The sequence below is a fragment of the Clostridia bacterium genome (assembly GCA_036654455.1).
In the GTDB taxonomy this organism is placed as follows: domain Bacteria; phylum Bacillota; class Clostridia; order Christensenellales; family CAG-314; genus JAVVRZ01.
Map to the genome: position 1 here is coordinate 1 of JAVVRZ010000002.1, position 23,538 is coordinate 23,538.

The window sequence follows — 23,538 nt, forward strand, 5'->3', positions numbered from 1 at the left end:
AAAACTTGCTAATTTCCTTGCAAAACGCATTAAAATCCTTGCTAAACTCATTTTGGGCAAAAAAATATACACTCGTGTCGATTAAGACATAAGTGTATACCTAGATGGCGTACCCGAAGGGATTCAAACCCCCAACCACCAGAATCGGAATCTGGCATTCTATTCAGTTGAACTACGGGTACAAAGTAGAGTTTATCTATTGCAAGATTTATTTATTCAATAGAGTTTGTCTATCGCAAGGCTTATTTATTCGATAGTGTTTGTCTATTGCAAGGCTTATTTATTTGGTAGCGTTTGTCTATTGCTGGGCTAATTTATTCGATAGTGTTTATCTATTGCAAGATTTATTTATTTGGTAGTGTTTGTCTATTGCTGAGTTTATTTGTTTAATAGAGATTGTCTATTGCTGGGTTTATTTATTCGATAGCGTTTGTCTATTGAAGGGCTTATTTATTTGGTGGCGTTTGCGAAAGTTAAAACGCCTCTTTAAGTGTAGTTAGCTACAAATTAGTAAGCGCTTAGAAAACTTTGTTAAAATATTATAGCATAAAAAATATAAAATATAAACTTTTTTAATGGCTATATTACAAAACGCCTTGCTAAATTGCAAAGCGTTTCTAGAATAATAAGTATAAACTATATTTGTTAGTTATTTGCTAATAAGAACAGCTAAGTCTACTACTTTGTGGGAATATCCCATTTCGTTGTCGTACCAAGCTACAAGCTTAACAAACGTATCAGTTAACGCAATACCTGCCGAAGCGTCAAAAATACAAGTGTGGGTGTCGCCGATAAAGTCGCTAGAAACTACGGCGTCTTCGGTGTAAGAAACTATGCCTTTAAGCGTCGTTTGGCAAGCTGTCTTAACGGCTTGTTTTATTTCTTCGTAAGTAGCCGAGCGTACAAGATTTACCGTTAAATCTACTACGGAAACATCAAGGGTGGGCACTCTAAACGACATACCCGTTAGTTTGCCGTCAAGCTCGGGTATAACCTTGCCAACTGCCTTAGCAGCGCCAGTTGTGCTAGGAATAATATTTGCCGAAGCCGCGCGTCCGCCTCTCCAATCTTTTTTGCTAGGTCCGTCAACTGTAAGTTGAGTCGCCGTCGTAGAGTGAACGGTGGTCATTAAGCCGTCTTTTATGCCAAAAGCGTCGTTTATAATCTTTGCCAAAGGCGCAAGACAGTTAGTTGTGCAAGAAGCGTTGCTTACTACGGTCTGTCCGCAATAAGTGTTGTCATTTACGCCCATAACAAACATAGGAGCGTCGTCCGAAGGAGCAGTTATTACTACTTTCTCTGCGCCTGCGTCAATATGCCCTTGACACTTATCGATTGTTTTAAATATACCGGTAGCATCGCAAACTACGTCAACGCCGTGTTTGCCCCACGGAATTTCAGCCGGAACTTTGAGATTATAAACGGCAATTTTTGCCCCGTTTACAATAAAGCCGTCGGCAACAGCCTCTACCGTACCATTAAAACGACCGTGAACAGTGTCGTGCTCAAAAATATAACGCATATAATCCATATCATTAAACGCAGGGTCATTTATCGCTACTACTTCGCAATCTTGTCTTGTCAATGTTGCTCTTAGTATCAATCTACCTATTCTGCCAAACCCATTGATACCAATTCTAATCTTTTTCATTTAAATTTCCTCCTATTAATTTTAGCTATATTTGCTTACAATACTTATATTTTGTTTACCAATTTATGCTTTTATGTTAAACTGTAATAAAGATTATAAAAATAAAATGACTTTTTGTCAATTAAATGATATTAGTTTGACAAAACAGAGGCAAAATATTTTATTTTTATAACAAATACGTTCAAATATTGAGGAGGATAATAATATGCCACTTGTTACAAGCAAAGAAATGTTTAAAAAAGCCTATGAGGGCGGTTATGCAATAGGAGCTTTTAACGTAAATAATATGGAGCAAATTCAAGGTATTATTAGCGCCGGACAAGAAACAAATAGTCCGTTAATCTTGCAAATATCTATGGGCGCAAGAAAATACGCAAATATAGCTTACCTTAAAGGTTTAATCGACGCCGGAGTAGCTACGAGTAATCTTCCTATATGTATGCACTTAGACCACGGCGATAGCTTTGAAATATGCAAACAATGCGTAGACGACGGCTTTACCTCGGTTATGATAGACGCATCAAGACTCCCCCTACAAGAAAATATTGCGTTAAGTCGCAAAGTGGTTGAGTACGCTCACGCTCGTAACGTAGTAGTAGAAGCCGAACTTGGCAAGCTCGCCGGCATTGAAGAACACGTTGATAACAAATACGGTCAATACACTAACCCTAGCGAAGTAGAAGAATTTGTCAACAAAACAAACGTAGACAGCCTTGCAATAGCTATCGGTACAAGTCACGGCGCATTTAAATTTAAGGGCGAACCGATGTTAAGATTTGATATTCTTGAAGAAATAGAACAAAAATTACCGAATTTCCCAATCGTGCTTCACGGAGCAAGTAGCGTTCCGCAAGAATTTGTGCAAAAAATAAATCAATATGGCGGTAATATATCAGGTGCTCAGGGCGTTCCCGAAGCAATGCTAAGAGAAGCTGCAAAACGAGCGGTTTGCAAGATTAACATTGACAGCGACATTCGTCTTGCTATTACTGCAAGCATTAGAGAATATCTATTTACTCACCCCGACCATTTCGACCCCAGACAATATTTAACCCCGGCAAGAGAAGCTATCAAACAGATGGTAATGCGTAAAATTATCAACGTTTTGGGCAGTAATGGCAAAGCCTAAATTAAATATATCTTAGAAATTAATATAATACTATAACGATATTGCTAAGAAGTTTTATGTAGCTTTAAATTTAAATTTTTATAAAAACATAAATAACAAAAACAAGTACCTTAAAACTAGGTACTTGTTTTTGTTAATATTATAATAAACTGTTAAATTAAGTTTAAAAGTTAAAATTGTTTAGGCATATTGTTAAAATATTTGTTAAAAGTAATTTCGTAGCCATTGTCTATAATTGGTTGAGATTGCTCGACGTTTGCCCAGTTTGTTAAAGTGTCTAAACAAGGGAAAAAGGCTGTCGCATCAATGCGACTAGCATTGACCTTAGTAATATAAGCAACTTTGCAATAAGGCAAAAGTAATTTGTAAACGCTTGCTCCGCCACAGACAAAGATTTGTTCGCTGTCGTAATCTCTTAATATTTCAAATAATTCTTGCAGACTTGTTGCCATAACGCAGTTGTCAAAAGTTTCGCCCGTATCGCAAAGCACTATATTTGTTCGTTTGGGCAAAGCTCTACTGTGAGGAAAAGATTTTAGGGTGTTGCTACCTACCACTATGGTTTTGCCTAGCGTTTTGCCTTTAAAATTAACGGTTAAGTCATAAGGCAAACGAAACAGTAAGTCGTTATTTGCCCCTATCGCCCAGTTATTGTCAACTACTACGATTAAATTCATATTTTTACTCCTAGTAAATAGTTAAATCGCCACTTCAAATTTAGGCGCAAAGTCGTTATATTTGTAATCAATTAGTTTTGCGCTGTTTGTGGTAAAGTCATAAAAGCTACCGACCTTGTCTAACACAAATTTAGGCGCTTGATACGTAGGAAGTTGTATAAGCTGTTCGACAATAGGAATGTGTCTATCATAAATATGAGCGTTTGCGATTACGTGTACTAATTCGCCTGCGACAAGACCGCTAACGCTTGCAAATAAATGTAATAGGATAGCGTATTGCGTAACATTCCAGTTGTTGGCTACCGCCATATCTTGACTGCGTTGATTAAGTATGCCGTTTAAAACTTTGCCCGAAACATTAAGCGTAAGCGAATATGCGCAGGGATATAAGTTCATTTCGTGCAAATCTTGATGCACATACATATTAGCGATTATTCTTCTCGAATTAGGGTTGTTTACTAAATCGAACAGAATTCTATCTACTTGGTCGAACTCGCCCTCTGGGTATTTGTGTTTAACCCCTAGTTGATATCCGTAAGCCTTGCCTATTTCGCCGTCTTTTGCCCAGTTATCCCATATATGCGTGGTTAAATCGGCTACTTTGTTTGACTTTTTTTGCCATATCCAAAGAAGTTCTTCTAGCGCAGACTTATAAAACGTTCTTTTTAGCGTCATAATTGGAAATTCTTCTTGTAAATTATATCGGTTGACTAAGCCAAAAAGGCTAATTGTTCTCGCCGGCGTTTTATCTTGCCAACGTGGGCGAACTTCGCCTTGCTCGGTGACGCCATAAGCTAATATTTGTTTAATGTTATCTATAAAAATTTGGTCGGCTTTACTCATAAACTACTCCCTGTCCACGTTGATATGCACAAGATAGTTATTGCCTAGCGGACTAACTTTGTCTATTATTTCTTGTTTAATAGTTTCAAGCTTGGTCTTACACTCAAAAGGAATAACGAGGTCGAATATAAGGTTGCTGTGCGTTGTTCCAAACACTACTCTAAAATCGTGCATTGATAGATTGCCGTCCATTTTATTGACAATTTCTTCAACTTTTTGCCTAAGCTGATTTACCAAAGGGTCGTCTATCACGATAGGGTCTAGGTGGATTACCATAGTTATTTCGGGGGCAAAAGACAGCTCGATATTATCGATAATATCGTGACTGCTAAGAATAGGCTTAGACGAGTCGACCTCTACGTGCGCCGAAACAAAGGTCTTGTTGTAACCGTAGCTGTGAACGACTAGGTCGTGAACGCCTAAAACTCCTTCGTGAGCAAGTATGCGTTGCTTAACGCTTTTGACAAACTCCTGCGTAGGAGCTTCGCCTATTAATTTAGACATAATTTCTTTGGCAATCTTAAAGCCTGCAAAAATAATAACAAGGGCGATTAGAATTGTCATATATGCGTCTAGGTCTACGTTTGTAAAGTAGGTAATTACCATTGCGATTAACACGGCGGTAGTGCTAATACAGTCCGCCAGAGAGTCAACTGCGGTTGCTTTAAGAACGGGCGAAGATATCTTTTTGCCCATAGTTTTGTTGTAAGCAAACATACCAAATTTTACCACAATCGACAACACAAGCACAATTATAGTAACTATGCTAAATTGTGTGGGAACGGGATTGATAATCTTCTCTATTGCGGTAATAAGTAGCTGTCCGCCTAAAAAAAGTACAATGAAAGACACTACAAGGGCGGAAATATATTCGGCTCTTGCGTGTCCAAAGGGGTGCTGTTTGTCTGCTGGAATTGAGGAAATCTTAAACCCTACTAGCGAAACTGCGTTGCTACCCAAATCTGATAAGTTGTTAAAGGCGTCGGCTACCGTAGCTATGCTAGAAAACAGTAGCCCGACGATAAGTTTAGAAGCAAATAGCACAAGGTTACAGCCAACCGATATTATACTTGACATTACTCCGTAGTAATTACGATTTCTTATTTTTTTCATATTATCTAGTTTAAGGCTTGCAACTTCTTTTGTCAATTACTTTTTTGACTTACAAAATTTTGACAAATAATCTACGAATAGTCTAGTAACGACAAGAATTGCTCGGTTTGTTGCAAAATGTAGCCTAAAACTTGCTTGCAAGTAATCTCGTCGCATTCTACGTGCGCCCTTAACTTAGGTTCTGTTCCGCTAGGACGCAAAATTAATCTTGCTTGCGGATACATTGTTTCGACCTTATTAATTAAAGACGGTATTAAATTTTGCTTAATTTTTTCTTGGCTAGAAGGACTTATAGGAATACTTAGGTCTTGGCTAGGCAAACAAACAAGTTCTTTGGTATAGGCTAAGATACTGCCAACTTCCTTATATATTTTACAAATCAGCAAGGCGTTAAATAAAGCGTCGGCAGTTGTAAAATACTGGCTAAATAAATAGTGACCGCTTTCTTCGCCTGCGATAACTATGCCTTCCTTGCTCATTAACTCGAACATTTTGCTGTCGCCTACTGCGCTACGATATACGCTTACGCCTAGCTTATTAAGACTGTGTTCTAGTCCGCCATTAGTCAAGACCGTGCCTACGACTGCGTTATCTTTGAGTAGCCCTTTATACTTATAATACTTTGCGTAGGCATAAAAAACCGCATTGTTGTCTATAAGTTTATCCTTTTCGAATACGGTAAGTCTATCTGCGTCGCCATCGAAAGCAAAAGCTAGGTCGGTATTAGTATCAATTTGCCCTTGCAAAAAGTTGGGGCAAGTCGCTCCGCAGTCAACGTTTATTTTCTCCCCTCTGTTAAAATAGCAATACGCTTTGACCTTAGCGTTTGCTTGATTAAATAGTTTGGGCGAAACCGAAAATGACGAACCGTAGCAACAGTCTAGCGCTATTGACATTCCGTCAAGGTCGACGTTAAGTTTGCCGAGCAAGTCATTTATGTATATTTCTTCAATATTGTCAAAAACTTTTACCTCTATCATTTGTTTAGGGTAGTACATCTTCAACCCTTGAATTTTGTTAGATAACGCTTGTTCTTGCGACGAGCAAAGTTTAACTCCATAACGGTCAAAGACCTTAAACCCGTTATAGTTAGGCGGATTATGCGATGCGCTTATCATAACGCCGTAACTTGCGTTAAATTTTCTTACAAAGTGCGAAACCGCATTTGTAGGCATTATGCCGATGTTTATCACGTTACCGCCAAAATCATAAATACCTTGAACAAGGGCGGAAAGCAACATCGAGCCCGAAAGTCTTGTATCCCTACCTATTACTATTAAATTTTCGCTTTCGGCTAAACCTGTGCCTAGTTTATAGGCAAGCGAGGGCGTAATCGTTGCGCCCACTTCGCCTCGTATGCCGTCTGTTCCAAAAATATTAGTCATAAAAAAAGACCTCCCGTAAATAAAATAGTTGTCGTTTAAGGTCTTTTGTGTATAAATATTCTTTGGTATTATAAAATTTTAATTGTTTTGATATTCTAAATAATATGCTTTTGATAAATTATATGTTACCGAAAAACCGCTTGATAAGTATAAAATAAGCTTTTATTTATTTAAGCGTAGATAGGAAAGAGCCGATTCGCCTGCGACAGCTCCGTCGGCGCAAGCGGTTACAATTTGCATTAGATGCTTGTCAATGCAATCTCCGCAAGCAAAAATTCCGCCTTTGCTTGTAGCCATATTGGCGTCTACTATTATTCTACCGTTATTTACGTTAATTGTGTTTGCAACAAAACCCGTTAAAGCCGTTGTACCGACGTTGACAAACAGTCCGTCTATATCAATGGTGGAGGTCAAATTTGTAACATTGTCTTTAAGAACAATTTTTTCAACCTTTTCGCCGATAATTTTTGTTGGGGTTGCATTATATATTATTTCAATATTTTCACGATTAAGCGGAGAAAGGAAGTTCTCGCTCTTTTGCTTATCGCCCTTATATATAAAATATAATTTTTTAACAATATTGCTTAAATAAATCGCATCGCTTATTGCTATTTTGTTATTGCCTACAAGGGCGACTGTTTTGTTGCGATAAAAAGCGCCGTCGCAAGTTGCGCAGTAGTGAGCGCCCCTGCCGATATAGTTTTGTTCTATACCTAGCGTTGCGTAAGTAGCGCCTGTTGCAATAATCACGCAACTACAAGCGTAGTCTTGCTTATTAGTTTTTACAATATAATTTTTGCCGTCTGCCAAAACAGAAGTAACTTCTTCATACTTCATTTCTAGCCCAAGTTTTGTCGCCTGCTCAAACATCTTTTGAGTAAGGTCGTATCCGTTTATTTGAGTATATGAGGGAAAATTTGCAATTTCATTGAGTCGGGCAGTTTGTCCGCCTACAAAAGATTTTTCAAAACATACTACGCTTGCTCCGCCCCTAAGCGCATATATGCCTGCCGTAAGACCCGACGGACCAGAACCTATTATAATAATATCTATCATTTTTCCCCTTCTTTATTTTATCAGTATATTGTCTAAGTTATAGTTATATGAGTTATCAAATAAGAATTTACCTAAATATTTGTCGCTTTTAAAACTAATTAAATAGTGTAATTAAAATTAAATTTTGTGGATATTTATTTTTTTGTCTAAGTAATTATTGCCGTTGTTAAAAAATTTGAGCAATACGCCTACAAAATATAGAGCAATTCCAAAAGTTATATACAAGACTTGTTGAGCAAATTTAACGGTAAAGAACTGTTTAAGGGCAACAAGTATTCCGTTTGACGAATATTGATAGACGTAGAGCAACATAAATCCGCAAAAAACAAGAACAAAGCCCATTATGCCGAGCGAAACCAAACTCTGCATTCCGCCTTTACCGCCCTTGTCGAAGTAACGCTTAGACGCCATAAAGCCCATAGCAAACATTCCGGCTAGCATTACATATAGCCCGCCCGTTAAAAAAGTCTTAGTTATCATAACGGTAGCGAGCATAATAATAAAGGCAAATAAAAACGGCGTAAGAATAACTTTATGCCAAGGCAAAAGTTCCTTTTTAAGTTCGTCCCGTTCCTTACTTAATTTGCTGACAAATTTCTCATAACATTTGTAATGCGACACACATACCACTTCTTCTACCGAAAAATATATTCTTTCTTCTTGATTTAATCTCTCTCCGCAAAATGAGCATAGTTCGCTTGTGCTAGATTTGCATAACCTTAGTAATTGTGTAATAAAGTTAAGCACGGCTACTATATCGTCGGTCGAAGCAAAGACCGAAACAATAGGCGGAGACATACGAAAAGTAACTATGCCATAACGCTGAGCGTTCTCCTCCATTGTGCTTATAAAGGAATTTATTTCGACTACTTGGGTATTAAAATAGCAAGCGAGCATACCGCCCTGCATAGCAAGACAAACGTCATAGCCGTTAAACGTGCCATACACTCGGCTATGATAATATTTAAAATTATATTGCGAGGCAAATAGCCCCAAAAAATTAGTCGCCATATATTATTTATTTCCTTTTATGCCTATATTATGGCACAGTTTTAACTTTATTTCAACATTTTCGACTAATCGCTTTTGTAAAAGTTTTGTGAAGATTTTTATAATTTACTTTTTGTTTTAGTGATTATAAATAAAGGCAAAACACAAACAAAGCGTTTACAAAATATAGCCTAACCTAACTTAACAAAAGCAACAAAAATGCCACCTTAAAAAAGGTGACATTTGTAAAAATAATTGTAAACTTGGAAAAACTATCTCTTTGAAAATTGAGGAGCTTTTCTTGCTTTTTTGAGACCGTATTTCTTTCTTTCTTTCATTCTTGGGTCACGTGTTAAAAAGCCTGCTTTTTTGAGAGTCGTTCTGTCTTCGCCGGCAAGAAGTAAGGCTCTTGAAAGACCTTGTCTAATTGCGCCAGCTTGACCTGTCGAACCGCCTCCGCAAACGTTGACAAATATATCGTATTTGTTTACGCTAGCTGTGATTTCGAGAGGTTGACGAACAATGTATCTAAGCGTATCTAATGGGAAATAGTCGGCTATATCCCTATTGTTAATTGTAATTGCGCCTGCGCCCGTAGGTAATACACGCACACGAGCGATTGACTTCTTACGCCTGCCTGTACCCCAAAATTGTGTCTTTTTCTTTAAAATAACTTTCGCCATAGTTTGCCTCCTTAAATATCAAGCGTAAGCGCTACGGGTTGTTGCGCTTGCTGTTCGTGCTCTGCGCCCTTGTAAACTCTCAATTTTTTAAGCATTTCTGCGCCGAGAGAATTTTTGGGAAGCATACCTTTAACTGCTCTATAAACTACAAAGTCACTTCTATTTTGCATAAGTTTACCATAGGTAATCTCGTGCAGTTGTCCAGCCATACCAGAGTGACGACGGAAGACTTTATCTTCTAATTTGTTGCCTGTTAAAACAACCTTGTCGCAGTTAATAATAACTACGTGGTCGCCGGTATCTACGTGGGGAGTAAACGTAGGTTTATTCTTCCCTCTAAGTATTGCGGCAACGCTACTTGCAAGCCTGCCTAGTACTAGACCGCTTGCGTCTATCAAGAACCATTTGCGTTCAATGGTTTGTTTGTTTGCCATATAAGTTTTCATAATGTTCCTCACTTAGTTAATTAAGATTTTTGCTGTTCACGACGAATAAACATCTTTGTGGAGGAAGATAGTCAAGGGCAGAGCTTAAATACCCTTTGCTTATTCACAGCCTTTTAATTGTATATAATGACTAATTTTTTGTCAAGCAAAAATGTTAATTTTGTGTATAAATATGATTAATTTAATCTAAAACTTGTTAAAAACTCTCAGTAAGCTAATAGTATAGTTTAATATACTACGTCGATTAAGGTTAGCCCTTTGGGACTAAGCGTCTTAAAATATTTTGTACGCTTACCTTGCGCTAACATATCGTCAATATCTTGCAAAACAAGTTTTTCATACCCTATGTCGAGCAAAACTCCGCAAATATTGCGAACCATATTATATAAAAAGGAATTACCGCAAACAAAAACTTCAATAACGTTTTGCGTAACCACAACTTCAAGACTATAAATAATACGAACTGTGCTTTTTACTTCGCTTGACTTAGCAAACCCTAAAAAATCGTGTTCGCCTAATAATTTTTCCGCCCCTTGTTTGATTAAATCAACGTTTGGCATTTTATAAAGTTGAAGATAGGTTTGGTCGAGCGCAGGAATACGAGTGTTAGACACATAAAATCGATAAACATAGGTTTTTTTGATTGCATTTCTTCTTGCGTCAAAAGTATTAGATACTATTTCGGCGGAATGAACGGCTATGTCTTGTGGCAAAAATCTATTAAGCCCTAGCGGAATTTTTGCTAAATCAATATTACTTGGCGCATCATAATGAGCGACATAATAAGTTGCGTGCACGCCTTCGTCGGTTCTACCTACGCCGGTAATTCTAATAGGCTTTTTATATAGTTCTAAAAGGGCGTTTTCAAGCTCGCCTTGTATTGTTTTGCCGTTATTTTGAAGTTGAAAACCCGAATAATTTGTGCCTAAGTAAGAAATAATAAGTTTTATTCTCATTTAAAATATCATCCATTTAATTATAGGCAGAAAACCTCTTCCTAGCGACATATCTCTAATTAAAAATACCATAGTAAAGAATATAGCGATAACAAGCGTTCCCACCGCATCACGCCACGAAAGACGCATTTTCTGCATTTTTGTTCGTTTAGTCGAACCCTCATAACAACGAGAGTCCATAGCCAAAGCCGTTTCGCCAGCCCTGCGGAAAGAAGAAATTAGTAGAGGTATAAGTATAGGCACAAAAGCGCCGGCTCGTTTGAAAATATTGCCGGTATCAAAGTTAGCGCCTCTTGCCTTTTGAGCACGAATAATGCGGTCGGTTTCTTCAATTAAGGTAGGTATAAAGGCAAGCGCAAGCGACATAATTAAGGCTAATTCGTGTACAGGCGCTTTTATAAGCGTTAGCGGATAGAGCAAGCTCTCTATGCCGTGAGTAAGTTCAACCGGCGTTGTAGTAAGCGTAAGCAAACTTGCGCCTAACACTAAAAAGATAAGTCTAAGCATCATATAGCCGGCAAAAATTAAACCCGTATCGTAAATTTGAAATATCCACCAATCGACAAGCAACTTTGAAGTTTCGCTAGGCGAAGTAAAAAAAACATTGAGGATACTTGTAAAGATTACAATAAACATTATGCCTTTAATACTTTTTAGCACGCTTGAAAGCGGAACTCTTGAAAAAGCTACCGCAATCAACAAAAATACAAGAATAATGCCAAAGGCAAAAAAACTTGTGGCAAAAAAGATACCTATTAAATAAAAAATATTTAATAGAATTTTTATTCTTGCGTCCATCTTATGAACAAACGACGTTGTCGGGTAATATTGTCCTAGCGTTACGTCGTTAAGCATTTTTCACCCCAACAAGCTCGATAATTGATTTGTACACTTCTTGCACGTTACGCCCTTTGACAACTATGCCCTTTTGCGCTAGCATATATTTTACTTGCGCCATTGCCGGCATTTCTAAATTTTGGCTTAAATTGTCGGGATTTTCAAACATTTGCTCGGTAGAACAATCTTTAACTATTCTGCCATTGTCAAAAAGAAGGACTCGTGAAGTATTCTCGTATATTTCGTTCATATCGTGGCTAACCATAATAATGGTGCTACCCGAAGCGTTAAGTCCCCTAACCAACTGTAATATTTGCAATTTACCTTGTGGGTCTAGCCCGGCGGTAGGTTCGTCAAGCACTATTATACTGGGATTCATAACAAGTACGCCCGCTAGCGCAACTCTACGCCTTTCGCCACCCGAAAGGTCAAAAGGCGACTTGTCTTTGACCGTATCGTAGTCGAGTCCAACAAGATTGATTGCCGACTTGACAAGCTGAGCAATCTCGGGCTTAGTTAGTTTAAAGTTTTTTGGTCCAAAACCTATGTCTTCTTCTACCGTATTTGCAAAGAGTTGATATTCGGGATATTGAAAAACCATACCGACTTTACTGCGAAGTCGCATTAAGTCGACTTTTTTGCTTGTTAAATCAATATCGTCAACTATTACGCTACCGCTTTGCAATTTGATTAAGCCGTTAAGATGCTGAACAAAAGTAGACTTGCCCGAACCTGTTTGACCGATAACGCCTATAATTTCACCATCATTTATGGTTACGCAAACATCGTCTAAGGCTTTTTTGGCAAACGTAGTTTTTTTGTTGTATATATAAGTAAGATTTTTTACAATAATTGGCAAAGTTTATCTCCTAATTCGTTGGCGTCTACGCAATAATCGGGTAAATTTAACCCAAACTTGTAGAGTAAGCTATTAAGCTCGGCTGTTCTAGGCAGAGCTAGCCCGATTTTGTTAAGGTCAATAGTAGTAAATATTTGCTTAGGAGTGTCCTCGGCTACGATACCGCCCTTATTCATTACAATAACTCGGTCGGCGGTCAAGACTTCTTCCATAAAGTGAGTTATTAAAATAACCGTCATTTTTAACTCTTTGTTGAGCATTTTTGCTATTGAAATTACTTCTTTTCGTCCGGAAGGGTCAAGCATAGCCGTTGATTCGTCAAGCACAAGCACTTTTGGTTTCAAAGCAAGAGCGCCGGCTATGGCTATACGTTGTTTCTGCCCGCCCGAAAGCTTATGGGGCGAACGCTTAGCGTATTCGAGCATACCTACGCTAGAAAGCGCCCACTTAACACGCTCGACAATCTCTTGTTGAGGAACGCCTAAATTCTCAGGTCCAAAAGCAACGTCTTCTTCTACAATACTAGCTACGGTTTGGTTATCGGGGTTTTGAAATACCATACCTACGTCTTTTCTAATATCAAATCTATTTGCCTTAACGCAAGTATCTTTTCCAAAAACTTTAACCACGCCTTTGGGTATAAGCAAAGCGTTAAGAATTTTTGCAAGCGTAGATTTGCCCGAGCCGTTATGCCCCACTATTGCCACAAATTCGCCCTCGTAAAAGTCTACGTTGATATCGCTTACGCCTAAGACATAAGAAACTTCGCCGTTTGCGCTGTAAGTTTTGTAAGAATACGACATATCCTTAATTTCTATTATTTTTTCCATAGGTTATAATTATATCATATAAGTGTTTTTTACACAATTAATATACTTATAATTAGATAAATTCTAATTAAATTGACAAATTATACATAAACTACAAGCTCTATTATTGACTTTTATTACGCAAAATAATATAATGGGTGGGAATGGTTTTTAAATAGAATTATATCAAAATAACATATACAAGGAGAACAGTATGAGAAAAGTTACCATCGACGGAAATACTGCTGCGGCGCACGTAGCTTACGCATTTTCCGACTGCGCATCTATCTATCCTATTACGCCTTCTTCGCCTATGGCAGAAGTTGCCGACGAATGGGCAAGTAGCGGTAGGTTAAATTTATTCGGTCAAAAATTAAAAATTGCCGAAATGCAAAGCGAAGCAGGCGCAGCAGGCGCTATGCACGGTTCGCTAACAGCCGGCGCATTGACAACCACCTTTACGGCAAGCCAAGGCTTGCTACTTATGATTCCCAATATGTACAAAATTGCAGGCGAATTACTGCCCTGCGTTATGCACGTTTCGGCAAGAGCGCTTGCAACTCACGCATTGTCAATATTTGGCGACCATCAAGACGTTATGGCGTGCAGGCAAACGGGTTTTGCATTGCTTGCAAGTAACAGCGTACAAGAAGCTATGGATTTAGCCCTTGTCGCTCACTTAGCTACGCTAGAATCGAGAATACCTTTTATACACTTCTTTGACGGTTTTAGAACCAGTCACGAAGTTAGCAAAGTAGACGAGATTAGCTACGAAGAAATGGACGCCTTGCTTGACCGCAAATATGTTGACGAATTTAGAGCTAGGGCGTTAAACCCCGAGCACCCCGAGCTAAAAGGTAGCGCTCAAAACCCCGACATTTATTTCCAAAACGTAGAAGCTCACAACAAATATTATGACGTTACGTCATCTATTGTTGAAAAATATATGAGTAAAGTAAGCGCTCTTACGGGCAGAACTTACAACTTATTCGACTACGTTGGCAGTCAAAAAGCTCAAAACATTATAGTTATAATGGGTAGCGGAGCAGAAGCTTGCGAAGAAACGGTAGAATATTTAAACGCTTCGGGTTCAAACGTAGGCGTGCTTAAAGTAAGACTATATCGTCCCTTTGCAACCGAAAAATTTATTGAAGCGCTACCTAAGTCTACCAAACGTATTTGTGTACTTGATAGAACAAAAGAATGTGGCAGTCAGGGCGAACCTCTTTATTTAGACGTTGTAACCGCAATTGCAAAGAGCGGTCGTAATATTGAAGTGGTTGGCGGTAGATACGGTCTAGGCAGTAAAGAATTTACCCCTTCTATGGTACTCGCTTGCTACAAAAATCTTGAAAAGAAAGAACCTATCAACAGTTTTTCAGTAGGTATCGAAGACGACGTAACTAATAAGTCTCTACCTATCGACCAATTTATCGATATTGCTACTTCCGGCACAACAAGATGTAAATTCTACGGTCTAGGTAGCGATGGCACAGTCGGCGCAAACAAAAATAGTATTAAAATTATAGGCGACCATACCGAGCTTTATGCGCAAGGATATTTTGAATACGACAGTAAAAAGAGCGGTGGTATAACAATTTCTCACCTACGCTTTGGCAACAAGCCAATTAAATCGACGTATCTAATCGACCAAGCCGAATTTATCGCTTGTCACAACGCTAGCTACGTAACAAAGTACGATATGCTTAGCGACGCTAAGGAAGGCGGAATTTTCCTACTTAACTGCGCTTGGAGCGACGGCGAACTTGAAGAACGCTTGCCCGCTTATATGAAAAACCAAATCGCCAACAAACACCTTAAATTTTACTGCATCAACGGACTAGAACTTGCAATCGCAAGCGGTTCGGCAAAATCGCAAAATATGGTAATGCAAGCCGCCTTCTTTAAGCTAGCTAACATTATCCCAGCCGAACAAGCCGAAGACTATATGAAAAAAGCCGTTATTAAAACCTATGGCAAGAAAGGCGAAAAAGTTATACAAAGCAACTTCTCGGCAATCGAAAAAGGTATGAACGGTTTCCACCAAGTCAACGTGCCAACTAGTTGGGCTGTGACCAAAGACGGCGCAGTCGTAGTTGATAATATTGACAATAAATATTACCAAGACTTTGTTAAACCTATCTTAAACCGTGACGGCAACAACCTTAAAGTAAGTTCCTTTGACCCTACCGGAACAGCCCCTACCGGCACGACTCAATTTGAAAAGAGAAATATAGCCGTAATGCTACCTAAGTGGATAAGCGCAAACTGCATACAGTGTAATCAATGTTCGCTAGTTTGCCCGCACGCAGTAATTCGCCCCGTATTAGTAGCAAACGACACTAAGTTAATCGACGGATTTGACACAGTTAAGGCAAACGGCGTAAAAGACGCTCAATTCCGTATGCAAATTAGCCCTTATGACTGCACAGGTTGTTCTTCTTGCGCAAACATTTGCCCAAGCAAACAAAAAGCTCTTGTTATGGTTCCAGCCGAAGAAGTAGACGAAGTAGCCAACTATGAGTTCAGTCAAAAAGTTGAGAAAATTTCTAACCCGTTAAATAAATTTACAGTAAAGGGCAGTCAATTTGAGCAACCTTTATTTGAGTTTAGCGGAGCGTGCGCAGGTTGTGGTGAAACTCCCTATGTAAAATTAGTAACACAGTTATTTGGCGAACAAATGTTAGTAGCAAACGCTACGGGTTGTTCTTCAATTTATGGCGGTAGCGCTCCTACTTGCCCCTATACAACTAAGGCTAATGGCTTTGGACCGGCGTGGGCAAACAGCTTATTTGAAGATAACGCAGAGTTTGGCTTTGGTATGAACCTAGCTCAAATGCAAAGACGTAACCGCATAGCCGACCTAGTTAAGCAACTTAAAGAAAAATTAGCCGATTGCAAAGAATGCGCAGATATTTGTCAAGAATGGCTTGACGGAAAAGACGACACTACTAATAGCAAGGTCGCAAGTCAAAAATTGTTAAAAATTATTACCGATTGTAAAGATTGCGGTTGCGAATGCGACAAACTTTGCAAAGAAATCTATCAAAATAAAGATTGTCTTGTTAAAAAGTCAGTTTGGATATTTGGCGGAGACGGCTGGGGCTATGACATTGGTTACGGCGGACTTGACCACGTACTAGCAAGCGGAGAAGACGTAAACGTTCTTGTGCTTGATACCGAAGTTTATAGCAATACCGGCGGACAAGCAAGCAAATCTAGCCCGACAGGCGCAGTAGCTAAGTTTGCGGCAGGCGGAAAGCCCATTAAAAAGAAAGACTTAGGTATGATGGCTATGAGTTATGGCTATGTTTATGTAGCGCAAGTAGGTATGGGCGCAAATATGGCGCAATTAGTTACCGTTCTTAAAGAGGCTGAGGCTTATAAAGGTCCGTCTTTAATAATCGCTTACTCGCCTTGCATTAATCACGGTATTGATATGTCAAATTCTATGAACGAAATTAAGAAAGCCGTTGATTGCGGTTACTGGCAACTATACCACTACAATCCAGAATTAATAGAACAAGGTAAGAATCCTTTCTCGCTAGATAGCGTAGCTAACCCTGAGGGAAGTTATCGTGATTTCATTATGAAAGAAACACGTTACAGCTCGCTGACAAAAACTAAACCCGAAGTCGCAGACGTTCTTTTTGCAAAATCTGAAAAAGAAGCCAAAGAAAGAGTAGCAAAATACGCTAAACTCGCCGACAAAGAGTAATTGAGTAACATAACAGCCTAATATCTACATTATTAGGCTGTTTTTTTATCATTTTTAATAAAATTTTAGTTTTGATATTGACAAAAACAACCAAAAGGTTTATAGTGTCACTATGCTACTTGCAAAATAAACAATATTACTAATATGACATTGTTGGAGGACATTAAATGAAAATTAAGAGAATAGCTATACTATTAGTTTTACTAACCCTAGTGAGTCTTGTTTTGACCGGTTGCGGAAATGAAAACAAACTTATGACTATGGTTGAAGAATATAGGTCGCTTATCGAAGGTCAAGAGTTTACCGACGCTGACCTTGATAAATTTATTTATAGCGAACTTCCCCAAGAAACAATCTTAAAACTTAAAGAAGATATGACCAGTTGGCCCAACGAAAAAATAGGCGAAGGCGTTACTTTTGACCTTGTACTTAAAGAATTTGTCCATTATGACAAGGCTATGACGGACTCGCTAACAAAAAAGTACGGCTTTAAAGTTTCCGCAATGGCAGTTTGCAAAGCCAACTACAATTTTGTGCTACAAAACGTTTCAATTTTCTCAGGTTCGACAGCTGAAATAATCTTTATGAAAATTGCTGGTAACTGGTATATAGGAAGCGTAATTTATGACAAAACTAACCTTCTTAGAGATTCTAATATCTCTCTACCCGTACAAGCTTTTGCAGACTTCTTAGTTAACCCACCGAAAAATCAGGCGGTATACGAATCAACGTTTAACGCTCTATTTAACCCCTTGCTTCCCGTTGAGCAACGTGACAAGCTTAAAGTTAAGCTACTCGAATGGGTTACTAATAACGCTGTTGAAGGTTCTAATCTTAAAGTTGACTTAAAGGATATTGTATATCTAACCAAAGATTATGTTGAGAAAAATGACTTTGCAAAGATATATGGCGAAGAATATAAGGTTTCCCTTTCGGTAGCAATTAGAATTAGAGTTAGAGTAGGCACTAAAACAATAGTAGATAGCCAAAAAACAAAAAATCCTCAAATTGTGCTTGTTTATGTTGGCACGACCTGGTATATAGCCGACGTAATTTATTAAAATATTAAATTTGAAAGCTACGGTAAATTTACCGTAGCTTTTTTTTATTTTTATTTATAGAATATAACCGTTAACCTATTTTTGTTTAGATAAATTTCTAACTCTCGCCTATCAAGTTGTCCTTTTAGCTCGCAGTAGTTGTAGCGACACATTTAAAAAAACGTTATTTATTTAACATCGCTGATAACTTCTAGCTATTTTACTTTATTCGCTTGATTTAACGCAAATATTTCTTCTACCGCAAGCGCAACTTTGGTAATTTGCATAGCCTTATTTATTGGAATTATTTTATAGACATTGTCTTTGCTTAAATAAAAGCAGTTGTTAGGTTCATAAGAAAGCGAATACATACCATTTGAGTTAAAATGTAATTCGTCGCCGTTTAAAAAAAGCGTAAAACCTCTTATATCGTGCTTAACTTTTCCTTTGACCTTAGACGCAAACTTATTGTTGATTGTTTGACTAATTAGACAATCGTCTTCGAAACAATATTTATCCGCCTGAATTTGACTGCGGACGCTATCTTTTTGCTTGTCGTACCACTCTGTAAAGCTAAGGCGGTCTAATCCGTTTGAGATTACTCCGTAACTGTCCATAGCGTAAATTTTGCCACAAGAATTGCATTTGATTAAATTGTCGTCGCTAGTCATATTAAATTCGCTACCGCAATTTAAGCATTTGTAAAGTACGGTGTGAATATTGTAAGCGGGTCTATCGACTTTTATTTTATTTTCTTGTTGATATTTGTATTCGTCATAACTAAGCGAATTGATTATTTTATCGTAGATTACGTCTATATCTAAATTGCTAAGTTCTTCTGCGTATGCAATAATATTAGCCTCGCACTTAATTTTGCTTGTTCTATTAATTTTACACCACTTATTATAATGAAGATAACCGCCCTGACACTTGATAGCTACCGTTGTAACGCCTAAAAACTTTACAAGTTTTGCAATCGACATAGGAATATGGCTTGTCCTGCCATCGCAACTTAGACGCCCTTCGGGATAAAGCGTAACTACCGCAGATTTGTCGCATAGACTCTTAATTTGTTTTACCAGCTTAATATTAGGCGTAAACTGCCGTTTAGTAAGCGCCCCTACGGCATTTAAAATATGTCTATGGCGAGCCAGAAAATTTTCGGCGACTATAAAGTTACAAGTATACGCCTTTAAGGCTCTACTTACTAGGTGAACGTCTTTTTCGCTAGCGTGGTTAGCAAGTATTAGTAAAGGCGGTGTCAACCCCTCTAAACAAGTTGTGTCAAATGTAGCGTCAAGTTTGTCGCAAATAGGTTTTGACCAAAACCTCATACACATCTTGTATATAAATTTATTTGGTAGTCGTGTCAAGAATATACCTCAAAAAAAGCAACCGTTGTTGTTTCGGTTGCTAATTAATTTAATTTATCGTTTACCCAAGCAATTTCTTCCTGAGTAAGTAACCCTAACTTTTTGGCTTGTTCTATTATGTAGTCGGTAGTTTTGCGGTACTCGATGTCGTTACGATATTTATCGATAAGAAATTCGTTATCCTTAATTTGCTTTACAAGTTCCTTAATTTTGTTTTCAAAAGTAAACTTTTGCACAAGCAAAGTCGTCAACACAAAGCAAAGCACTACCACTACGAGTATGGCTAGGCAACCGGCTAATAATATTTTTTTATTTTGAAATATTGTCATTACCCTTTTCCTTAAAGTTTGTTGCCTTATTATACAACCACTTTAAGACTTTGTCAATAGAGGTAAGACAAGTTTTGCAATAAATAAAAAGTCCCAGTCCTAAGGCAAAAAAGCAATAAAGACTGAATTTACCGCAATTAATAGCTAAATTAAGATAAAAAACAGCTATTAGACTAGTTACGCCATACAAAACATCGGCAATTACCACAAATACCTTGTTACTACTACGGTGCGTAACTGTATAAAACAGCCCTAGCGCAATTCCCACAAGAGTAAATACGGCAAAAATAAATGGTTGGGATAGCGTTACGTCCATCTATTTAAATAAAGAAAAAGAGAATTTCTTCTTAACTTTGCCAAAATTTATGGAGTGAAGCGCACTATAACTTATGACGCACAAACCTTGTTCAAGTTCAAGTTTACTAATGCTTATTCCCTCGCCTTTAAAAGAGATTTGCCCTTCTTGCCTAGAAATAATGGCTTCTTTGTCAAAAATACTTTCGACGTTAGTGACGCCTTTTATTGTGGCGTCTTGATTAGTTACGCTTAGGTAATTCTCGCTCATTATTATTCCTCCGCATTAATAATATATTAATGCAGATTAGATATTATTAAAAGAATTGCCCTTAACTAATTATAATTTAATTTTTTGGTAATTTAGTCTATTTGACCTTATCGACAACTTGTCCGCTTAAAGTGTCCTTTACTACGTAGCCTAATTCCAATAACTTATCTCTAAGCTTGTCAGCGCTTGCAAAATCTTTATTTTGTCTTGCAAGTTTGCGTTGCGACAATAAATCAATAACTTCTTCGGGCAAGGTTAGCTCTTCTTGTTTAGGTTCTGCTTTTGCAAGGTTAAGGCCAAATACTGTGTCCATTTTTACAATTAAATCGAATATATCTTTGCTCTTAGGCTCTTTAATTGCCTTATACATTATTCCTAGCGCCATAGGAATATTTAAATCGTCGCTTATAGCTTCTTCGTAAGCAAGCAAATATTTGTCAATTACTTCTTTGCCAGTTGTTTGACTAGCTTGTTTATGCGCATAAAGCGTAGCTATTAATCTGTCGTAAGCTGTTTGCGAGGCAGTTAAAGCCTCGAAAGAAAAGTTTAATTTTTGTCTATAATGCGTGTTTAAGCAAAAATATCTAAATGCCATTGCCGAATAGCCCATATTTGTAAAGTCGGTAACGGTGTAGCCGTTGTTTAAAGATTTGCTCATTTTACCGCCTTCAAATAACATCCATTCGTTATGAAGCCAGTAATTTACCGTTTTCTTACCTAACCAGCACTCGCTTTGCGCAATTTCATTTTCGTGGTGAATTGGAATATGGTCGACTCCGCCGGTATGAATATCAAAAACTTCGCCTAAATACTTCTTGCTCATAGCCGTACACTCAATGTGCCAACCCGGAAAACCCTTGCCCCACGGGCTGTCCCATTGCATAATATGATTTGGCGTAGCTTTCTTCCAAAGCGCAAAATCGGCAGGGTGACGCTTGCCTGAATTAACTTCGACCCTTGCGCCGGAAAGTTGTTCGTCAAGGTTAATGCCCGACAGCTTGCCGTAGCCTGCAAACTTAGATATGTCAAAATATATGCCGTCTTCGGTTTCGTAAGCGTATCCGTTAGAGAGTAGGTCGACGACTATGGCTATCATTTCTTTGATATTATCAGTAGCGTGTGGCACTACAACGGGACGCAAATTGTTAAGACTGTCAAAATCTTTAAAGAAAGCGTTTGTGTAAAATTTAGCAATTTCTAACGGAGATTTATGTTCTTCTTTTGCCGACTTAGCCATTTTGTCTTCGCCTGTATCGGCGTCAGAAAGCAAATGCCCTACGTCGGTAATGTTCATAACGCTTTTTACCTTGTAGCCAAAGTATTTAAGTGTTCTAACAAGAGTGTCGACAAAAACATAAGCACGCATATTGCCGGCGTGAGCGTATTTATAAACGGTTGGACCGCAAGAATATATGCCGACTTCTTCTTTAATAGGAACAAATTCCTCTTTGGTTCGTGATAAAGTGTTATAAAATCTAATCATTTTCGCTACCTCTTAACTTATTGATATAATTTTACTATTTTTTATTGTTTAAGTCAACAAAGTTAAACTTAAAGTATATTTTTATTGTAAGCCTGACACATATTTTGCCTGTAATTATTTGTAAAATCGTAGCTTTTGTGCTAAACTACAACTAACTAAATAAAGAGGATATTATTATGTTAGACATTAAATTAATAGTAGAGAACAAACAGTTGGTAGAAGCTCGCCTAGCAAAAAGAGGCGGGGCTTACGACTTAGATACAATAATCGAGTTAGACGCTAAACGCCGTAGCATTATCGCCGACGTTGAGGCAAAAAAAGCCGAGCGAAATAGCGTAACAGCCGAGATTGCTCAGCTCAAACGCTCAAAGCTTGACGCAAGCGACAAAATTATCGCTATGGGCAAACTTGCCGAAACTATCAAGCAACTTGACTTAACCTTAACCGCAGTACAAGACGAACTTAATTCTGCAATGGCAGTGCTACCAAATATGCCCGACGACGACATTATAGCAGGCGATAAGGAACAGAATCAAGTTATAAAAATTATCGGCGAAAAGCCAAACTTTAACTTTAAATTTAAAAATCACGTAGATTTATGCGTAAGCCATAACTTAATCGACTACGAAAGAGGGGTAAAACTAGGCGGTAATGGTTATTGGATATATCGCAATAAGGGCGCAATTCTCGAATGGGCGCTACTCAACTTTTTTGTGGAAGAACATCTTGCGGATAACTTCGAGTTTATTCTTCCTCCGCACATGCTAAGCTATAAATGCGGTTATGGCGCAGGGCAATTTCCCAAATTTGCCGACGAAGTTTATTGGATAGACGGCGACGGCGCTCAAAAACAATTTATGTTGCCCACGGCCGAAACTGCGCTTGTAAATATGTATAGCGGAGAAATTTTAAAAGAAAGCGACCTACCGATTAAGATGTTTGCTTATACCCCGTGTTATCGCAAGGAAGCCGGTAGCTATCGTCAAGAAGAACGTGGTATGATACGAGGACATCAATTTAATAAGGTAGAAATGGTAAGCATAGCTACCCCCGAACAAAGCGCAAAGGCGTTTGAACTGCTCGTAGCCAAAGCCGAACGCATAGTTACTAAGCTAGGTCTACATTTTAGAATAAGCAAACTTGCAGGAGCGGATATTTCAGCCTCTATGGCTCGCACTTACGACATAGAAATATGGCTACCAAGTATGAATATTTATAAAGAAGTAAGTAGCGTATCAAATAGTAACGACTATCAAGCTAGACGCAATAACACTAGATACAAGGATAGTTCGGGCAAAATTAAATTTGTGCACACCTTAAACGGTAGCGGTCTAGCTACAAGTAGATTAATACCCGCTATTGTCGAACAATGCCAAAATGCCGACGGAAGCATTACAGTACCCGAAGTTTTGCGTAAATATACAGGTTTTGATATAATAAAATAATGCCAAAATTTATTTAACTTGCTATATTTACAAAATAATTAACAATTTTGACAAATAGTTATACTTAACAAATATTTTTAGCCATCTCTAACAAAATTAATAATTAAACCTTACCAAAGAAACATCTTCGCTACGATGTTTCTTTTTTTTG

General features: G+C 38.1%; 22 protein-coding genes and 1 tRNA gene. 4 read left to right on the forward strand and 19 right to left on the reverse strand.

Going from position 1 to position 23,538, the window contains the following annotated elements; genetic code table 11:
* Positions 1-105 precede the first annotated feature (105 nt).
* Positions 106-182 (reverse strand) — tRNA-Arg (locus RR062_02165).
* A 467-nt stretch (positions 183-649) separates the two neighbouring features.
* Complete coding sequence (gap, locus tag RR062_02170; protein ID MEG2026517.1) at positions 650-1,651, reverse strand: type I glyceraldehyde-3-phosphate dehydrogenase; 1,002 nt, start codon at positions 1,649-1,651, stop codon at positions 650-652.
* Between the two features lie 205 nt (positions 1,652-1,856).
* Between gap and fba the strand changes: the two genes are divergently transcribed.
* Entirely contained in the window at positions 1,857-2,780 is a 924-nt protein-coding gene (gene fba, locus RR062_02175; protein MEG2026518.1) for a class II fructose-1,6-bisphosphate aldolase, read from the forward strand.
* Positions 2,781-2,950: 170 nt separating this feature from the next.
* On the opposite strand, the gene RR062_02180 is transcribed toward fba, so the two are convergent.
* The 12 genes from RR062_02180 to RR062_02235 form a co-directional block, all read right to left on the reverse strand.
* A complete protein-coding gene (locus RR062_02180) occupies positions 2,951-3,457 on the reverse strand; it encodes a dihydrofolate reductase (GenBank protein MEG2026519.1) in 507 nt (168 codons plus the stop codon).
* Between the two features lie 21 nt (positions 3,458-3,478).
* On the reverse strand, positions 3,479-4,300 hold the full coding sequence (locus RR062_02185; GenBank protein ID MEG2026520.1) for a thymidylate synthase: 822 nt from the start codon (positions 4,298-4,300) through the stop codon (positions 3,479-3,481).
* A 3-nt stretch (positions 4,301-4,303) separates the two neighbouring features.
* Positions 4,304-5,413: a cation diffusion facilitator family transporter gene (locus tag RR062_02190; GenBank protein MEG2026521.1), complete on the reverse strand. Its 1,110-nt coding sequence runs from the start codon at positions 5,411-5,413 to the stop codon at positions 4,304-4,306.
* 71 nt (positions 5,414-5,484) lie between these two features.
* Positions 5,485-6,798, reverse strand: coding sequence for a hypothetical protein (locus RR062_02195; protein MEG2026522.1), 1,314 nt, complete (start codon positions 6,796-6,798; stop codon positions 5,485-5,487).
* Between the two features lie 162 nt (positions 6,799-6,960).
* On the reverse strand, positions 6,961-7,854 hold the full coding sequence (locus tag RR062_02200) for an FAD-dependent oxidoreductase (protein MEG2026523.1): 894 nt from the start codon (positions 7,852-7,854) through the stop codon (positions 6,961-6,963).
* 117 nt (positions 7,855-7,971) lie between these two features.
* Entirely contained in the window at positions 7,972-8,865 is an 894-nt protein-coding gene (locus RR062_02205) for a hypothetical protein (GenBank protein MEG2026524.1), read from the reverse strand.
* 251 nt (positions 8,866-9,116) lie between these two features.
* On the reverse strand, positions 9,117-9,527 hold the full coding sequence (gene rpsI / locus RR062_02210; GenBank protein ID MEG2026525.1) for a 30S ribosomal protein S9: 411 nt from the start codon (positions 9,525-9,527) through the stop codon (positions 9,117-9,119).
* A gap of 11 nt (positions 9,528-9,538) precedes the next feature.
* On the reverse strand, positions 9,539-9,973 hold the full coding sequence (gene rplM / locus RR062_02215) for a 50S ribosomal protein L13 (protein MEG2026526.1): 435 nt from the start codon (positions 9,971-9,973) through the stop codon (positions 9,539-9,541).
* 227 nt (positions 9,974-10,200) lie between these two features.
* Positions 10,201-10,929 carry a tRNA pseudouridine(38-40) synthase TruA gene (gene truA, locus RR062_02220; GenBank protein MEG2026527.1) on the reverse strand — a complete coding sequence of 243 codons (729 nt, stop codon included), beginning with the start codon at positions 10,927-10,929 and terminating at the stop codon, positions 10,201-10,203.
* The gene (locus RR062_02225; protein ID MEG2026528.1) at positions 10,930-11,784 is read right to left on the reverse strand and encodes an energy-coupling factor transporter transmembrane component T; all 855 of its coding nucleotides are present in this window, start codon (positions 11,782-11,784) and stop codon (positions 10,930-10,932) included.
* Entirely contained in the window at positions 11,777-12,625 is an 849-nt protein-coding gene (locus RR062_02230) for an energy-coupling factor transporter ATPase (protein MEG2026529.1), read from the reverse strand. The genes RR062_02225 and RR062_02230 overlap by 8 nt, the downstream gene beginning before the upstream one ends.
* Entirely contained in the window at positions 12,610-13,455 is an 846-nt protein-coding gene (locus RR062_02235) for an energy-coupling factor transporter ATPase (GenBank protein ID MEG2026530.1), read from the reverse strand. The genes RR062_02230 and RR062_02235 overlap by 16 nt, the downstream gene beginning before the upstream one ends.
* 193 nt (positions 13,456-13,648) lie before the next feature.
* On the opposite strand from RR062_02235, the gene nifJ reads away from it, so the two are divergent.
* Positions 13,649-17,152 carry a pyruvate:ferredoxin (flavodoxin) oxidoreductase gene (gene nifJ, locus RR062_02240; GenBank protein MEG2026531.1) on the forward strand — a complete coding sequence of 1,168 codons (3,504 nt, stop codon included), beginning with the start codon at positions 13,649-13,651 and terminating at the stop codon, positions 17,150-17,152.
* A gap of 167 nt (positions 17,153-17,319) precedes the next feature.
* Complete coding sequence (locus RR062_02245) at positions 17,320-18,213, forward strand: hypothetical protein (GenBank protein ID MEG2026532.1); 894 nt, start codon at positions 17,320-17,322, stop codon at positions 18,211-18,213.
* 194 nt (positions 18,214-18,407) lie between these two features.
* On the opposite strand, the gene RR062_02250 is transcribed toward RR062_02245, so the two are convergent.
* The 5 genes from RR062_02250 to cysS form a co-directional block, all read right to left on the reverse strand.
* Positions 18,408-19,526: a hypothetical protein gene (locus RR062_02250; protein MEG2026533.1), complete on the reverse strand. Its 1,119-nt coding sequence runs from the start codon at positions 19,524-19,526 to the stop codon at positions 18,408-18,410.
* An 83-nt stretch (positions 19,527-19,609) separates the two neighbouring features.
* Positions 19,610-19,894, reverse strand: a complete 285-nt coding sequence (locus RR062_02255) for a hypothetical protein (GenBank protein MEG2026534.1) — start codon at positions 19,892-19,894, stop codon at positions 19,610-19,612.
* Complete coding sequence (locus RR062_02260) at positions 19,875-20,210, reverse strand: spore cortex biosynthesis protein YabQ (protein ID MEG2026535.1); 336 nt, start codon at positions 20,208-20,210, stop codon at positions 19,875-19,877. The genes RR062_02255 and RR062_02260 overlap by 20 nt, the downstream gene beginning before the upstream one ends.
* On the reverse strand, positions 20,211-20,459 hold the full coding sequence (locus tag RR062_02265) for a hypothetical protein (GenBank protein ID MEG2026536.1): 249 nt from the start codon (positions 20,457-20,459) through the stop codon (positions 20,211-20,213). It lies immediately after the preceding gene.
* Between the two features lie 97 nt (positions 20,460-20,556).
* Positions 20,557-21,942: a cysteine--tRNA ligase gene (gene cysS, locus RR062_02270; GenBank protein ID MEG2026537.1), complete on the reverse strand. Its 1,386-nt coding sequence runs from the start codon at positions 21,940-21,942 to the stop codon at positions 20,557-20,559.
* 176 nt (positions 21,943-22,118) lie between these two features.
* Here cysS and serS point away from each other — a divergent pair, with 176 nt between their 5' ends.
* Complete coding sequence (serS, locus tag RR062_02275) at positions 22,119-23,387, forward strand: serine--tRNA ligase (protein ID MEG2026538.1); 1,269 nt, start codon at positions 22,119-22,121, stop codon at positions 23,385-23,387.
* The last annotated feature ends 151 nt before the right edge of the window (positions 23,388-23,538 follow it).

What these genes read in the sequence shown, in the direction of transcription:
- gap (MEG2026517.1), bottom strand. Translation starts at nt 1,651, where the DNA reads ATGAAAAAGATTAGAATTGGTATCAATGGGTTTGGCAGAATAGGTAGA.
- fba (MEG2026518.1), top strand. Translation starts at nt 1,857, where the DNA reads ATGCCACTTGTTACAAGCAAAGAAATGTTTAAAAAAGCCTATGAGGGC.
- RR062_02180 (MEG2026519.1), bottom strand. Translation starts at nt 3,457, where the DNA reads ATGAATTTAATCGTAGTAGTTGACAATAACTGGGCGATAGGGGCAAAT.
- RR062_02185 (MEG2026520.1), bottom strand. Translation starts at nt 4,300, where the DNA reads ATGAGTAAAGCCGACCAAATTTTTATAGATAACATTAAACAAATATTA.
- RR062_02190 (MEG2026521.1), bottom strand. Translation starts at nt 5,413, where the DNA reads ATGAAAAAAATAAGAAATCGTAATTACTACGGAGTAATGTCAAGTATA.
- RR062_02195 (MEG2026522.1), bottom strand. Translation starts at nt 6,798, where the DNA reads ATGACTAATATTTTTGGAACAGACGGCATACGAGGCGAAGTGGGCGCA.
- RR062_02200 (MEG2026523.1), bottom strand. Translation starts at nt 7,854, where the DNA reads ATGATAGATATTATTATAATAGGTTCTGGTCCGTCGGGTCTTACGGCA.
- RR062_02205 (MEG2026524.1), bottom strand. Translation starts at nt 8,865, where the DNA reads ATGGCGACTAATTTTTTGGGGCTATTTGCCTCGCAATATAATTTTAAA.
- rpsI (MEG2026525.1), bottom strand. Translation starts at nt 9,527, where the DNA reads ATGGCGAAAGTTATTTTAAAGAAAAAGACACAATTTTGGGGTACAGGC.
- rplM (MEG2026526.1), bottom strand. Translation starts at nt 9,973, where the DNA reads ATGAAAACTTATATGGCAAACAAACAAACCATTGAACGCAAATGGTTC.
- truA (MEG2026527.1), bottom strand. Translation starts at nt 10,929, where the DNA reads ATGAGAATAAAACTTATTATTTCTTACTTAGGCACAAATTATTCGGGT.
- RR062_02225 (MEG2026528.1), bottom strand. Translation starts at nt 11,784, where the DNA reads ATGCTTAACGACGTAACGCTAGGACAATATTACCCGACAACGTCGTTT.
- RR062_02235 (MEG2026530.1), bottom strand. Translation starts at nt 13,455, where the DNA reads ATGGAAAAAATAATAGAAATTAAGGATATGTCGTATTCTTACAAAACT.
- nifJ (MEG2026531.1), top strand. Translation starts at nt 13,649, where the DNA reads ATGAGAAAAGTTACCATCGACGGAAATACTGCTGCGGCGCACGTAGCT.
- RR062_02245 (MEG2026532.1), top strand. Translation starts at nt 17,320, where the DNA reads ATGAAAATTAAGAGAATAGCTATACTATTAGTTTTACTAACCCTAGTG.
- RR062_02250 (MEG2026533.1), bottom strand. Translation starts at nt 19,526, where the DNA reads ATGAGGTTTTGGTCAAAACCTATTTGCGACAAACTTGACGCTACATTT.
- RR062_02255 (MEG2026534.1), bottom strand. Translation starts at nt 19,894, where the DNA reads ATGACAATATTTCAAAATAAAAAAATATTATTAGCCGGTTGCCTAGCC.
- RR062_02260 (MEG2026535.1), bottom strand. Translation starts at nt 20,210, where the DNA reads ATGGACGTAACGCTATCCCAACCATTTATTTTTGCCGTATTTACTCTT.
- RR062_02265 (MEG2026536.1), bottom strand. Translation starts at nt 20,459, where the DNA reads ATGAGCGAGAATTACCTAAGCGTAACTAATCAAGACGCCACAATAAAA.
- cysS (MEG2026537.1), bottom strand. Translation starts at nt 21,942, where the DNA reads ATGATTAGATTTTATAACACTTTATCACGAACCAAAGAGGAATTTGTT.
- serS (MEG2026538.1), top strand. Translation starts at nt 22,119, where the DNA reads ATGTTAGACATTAAATTAATAGTAGAGAACAAACAGTTGGTAGAAGCT.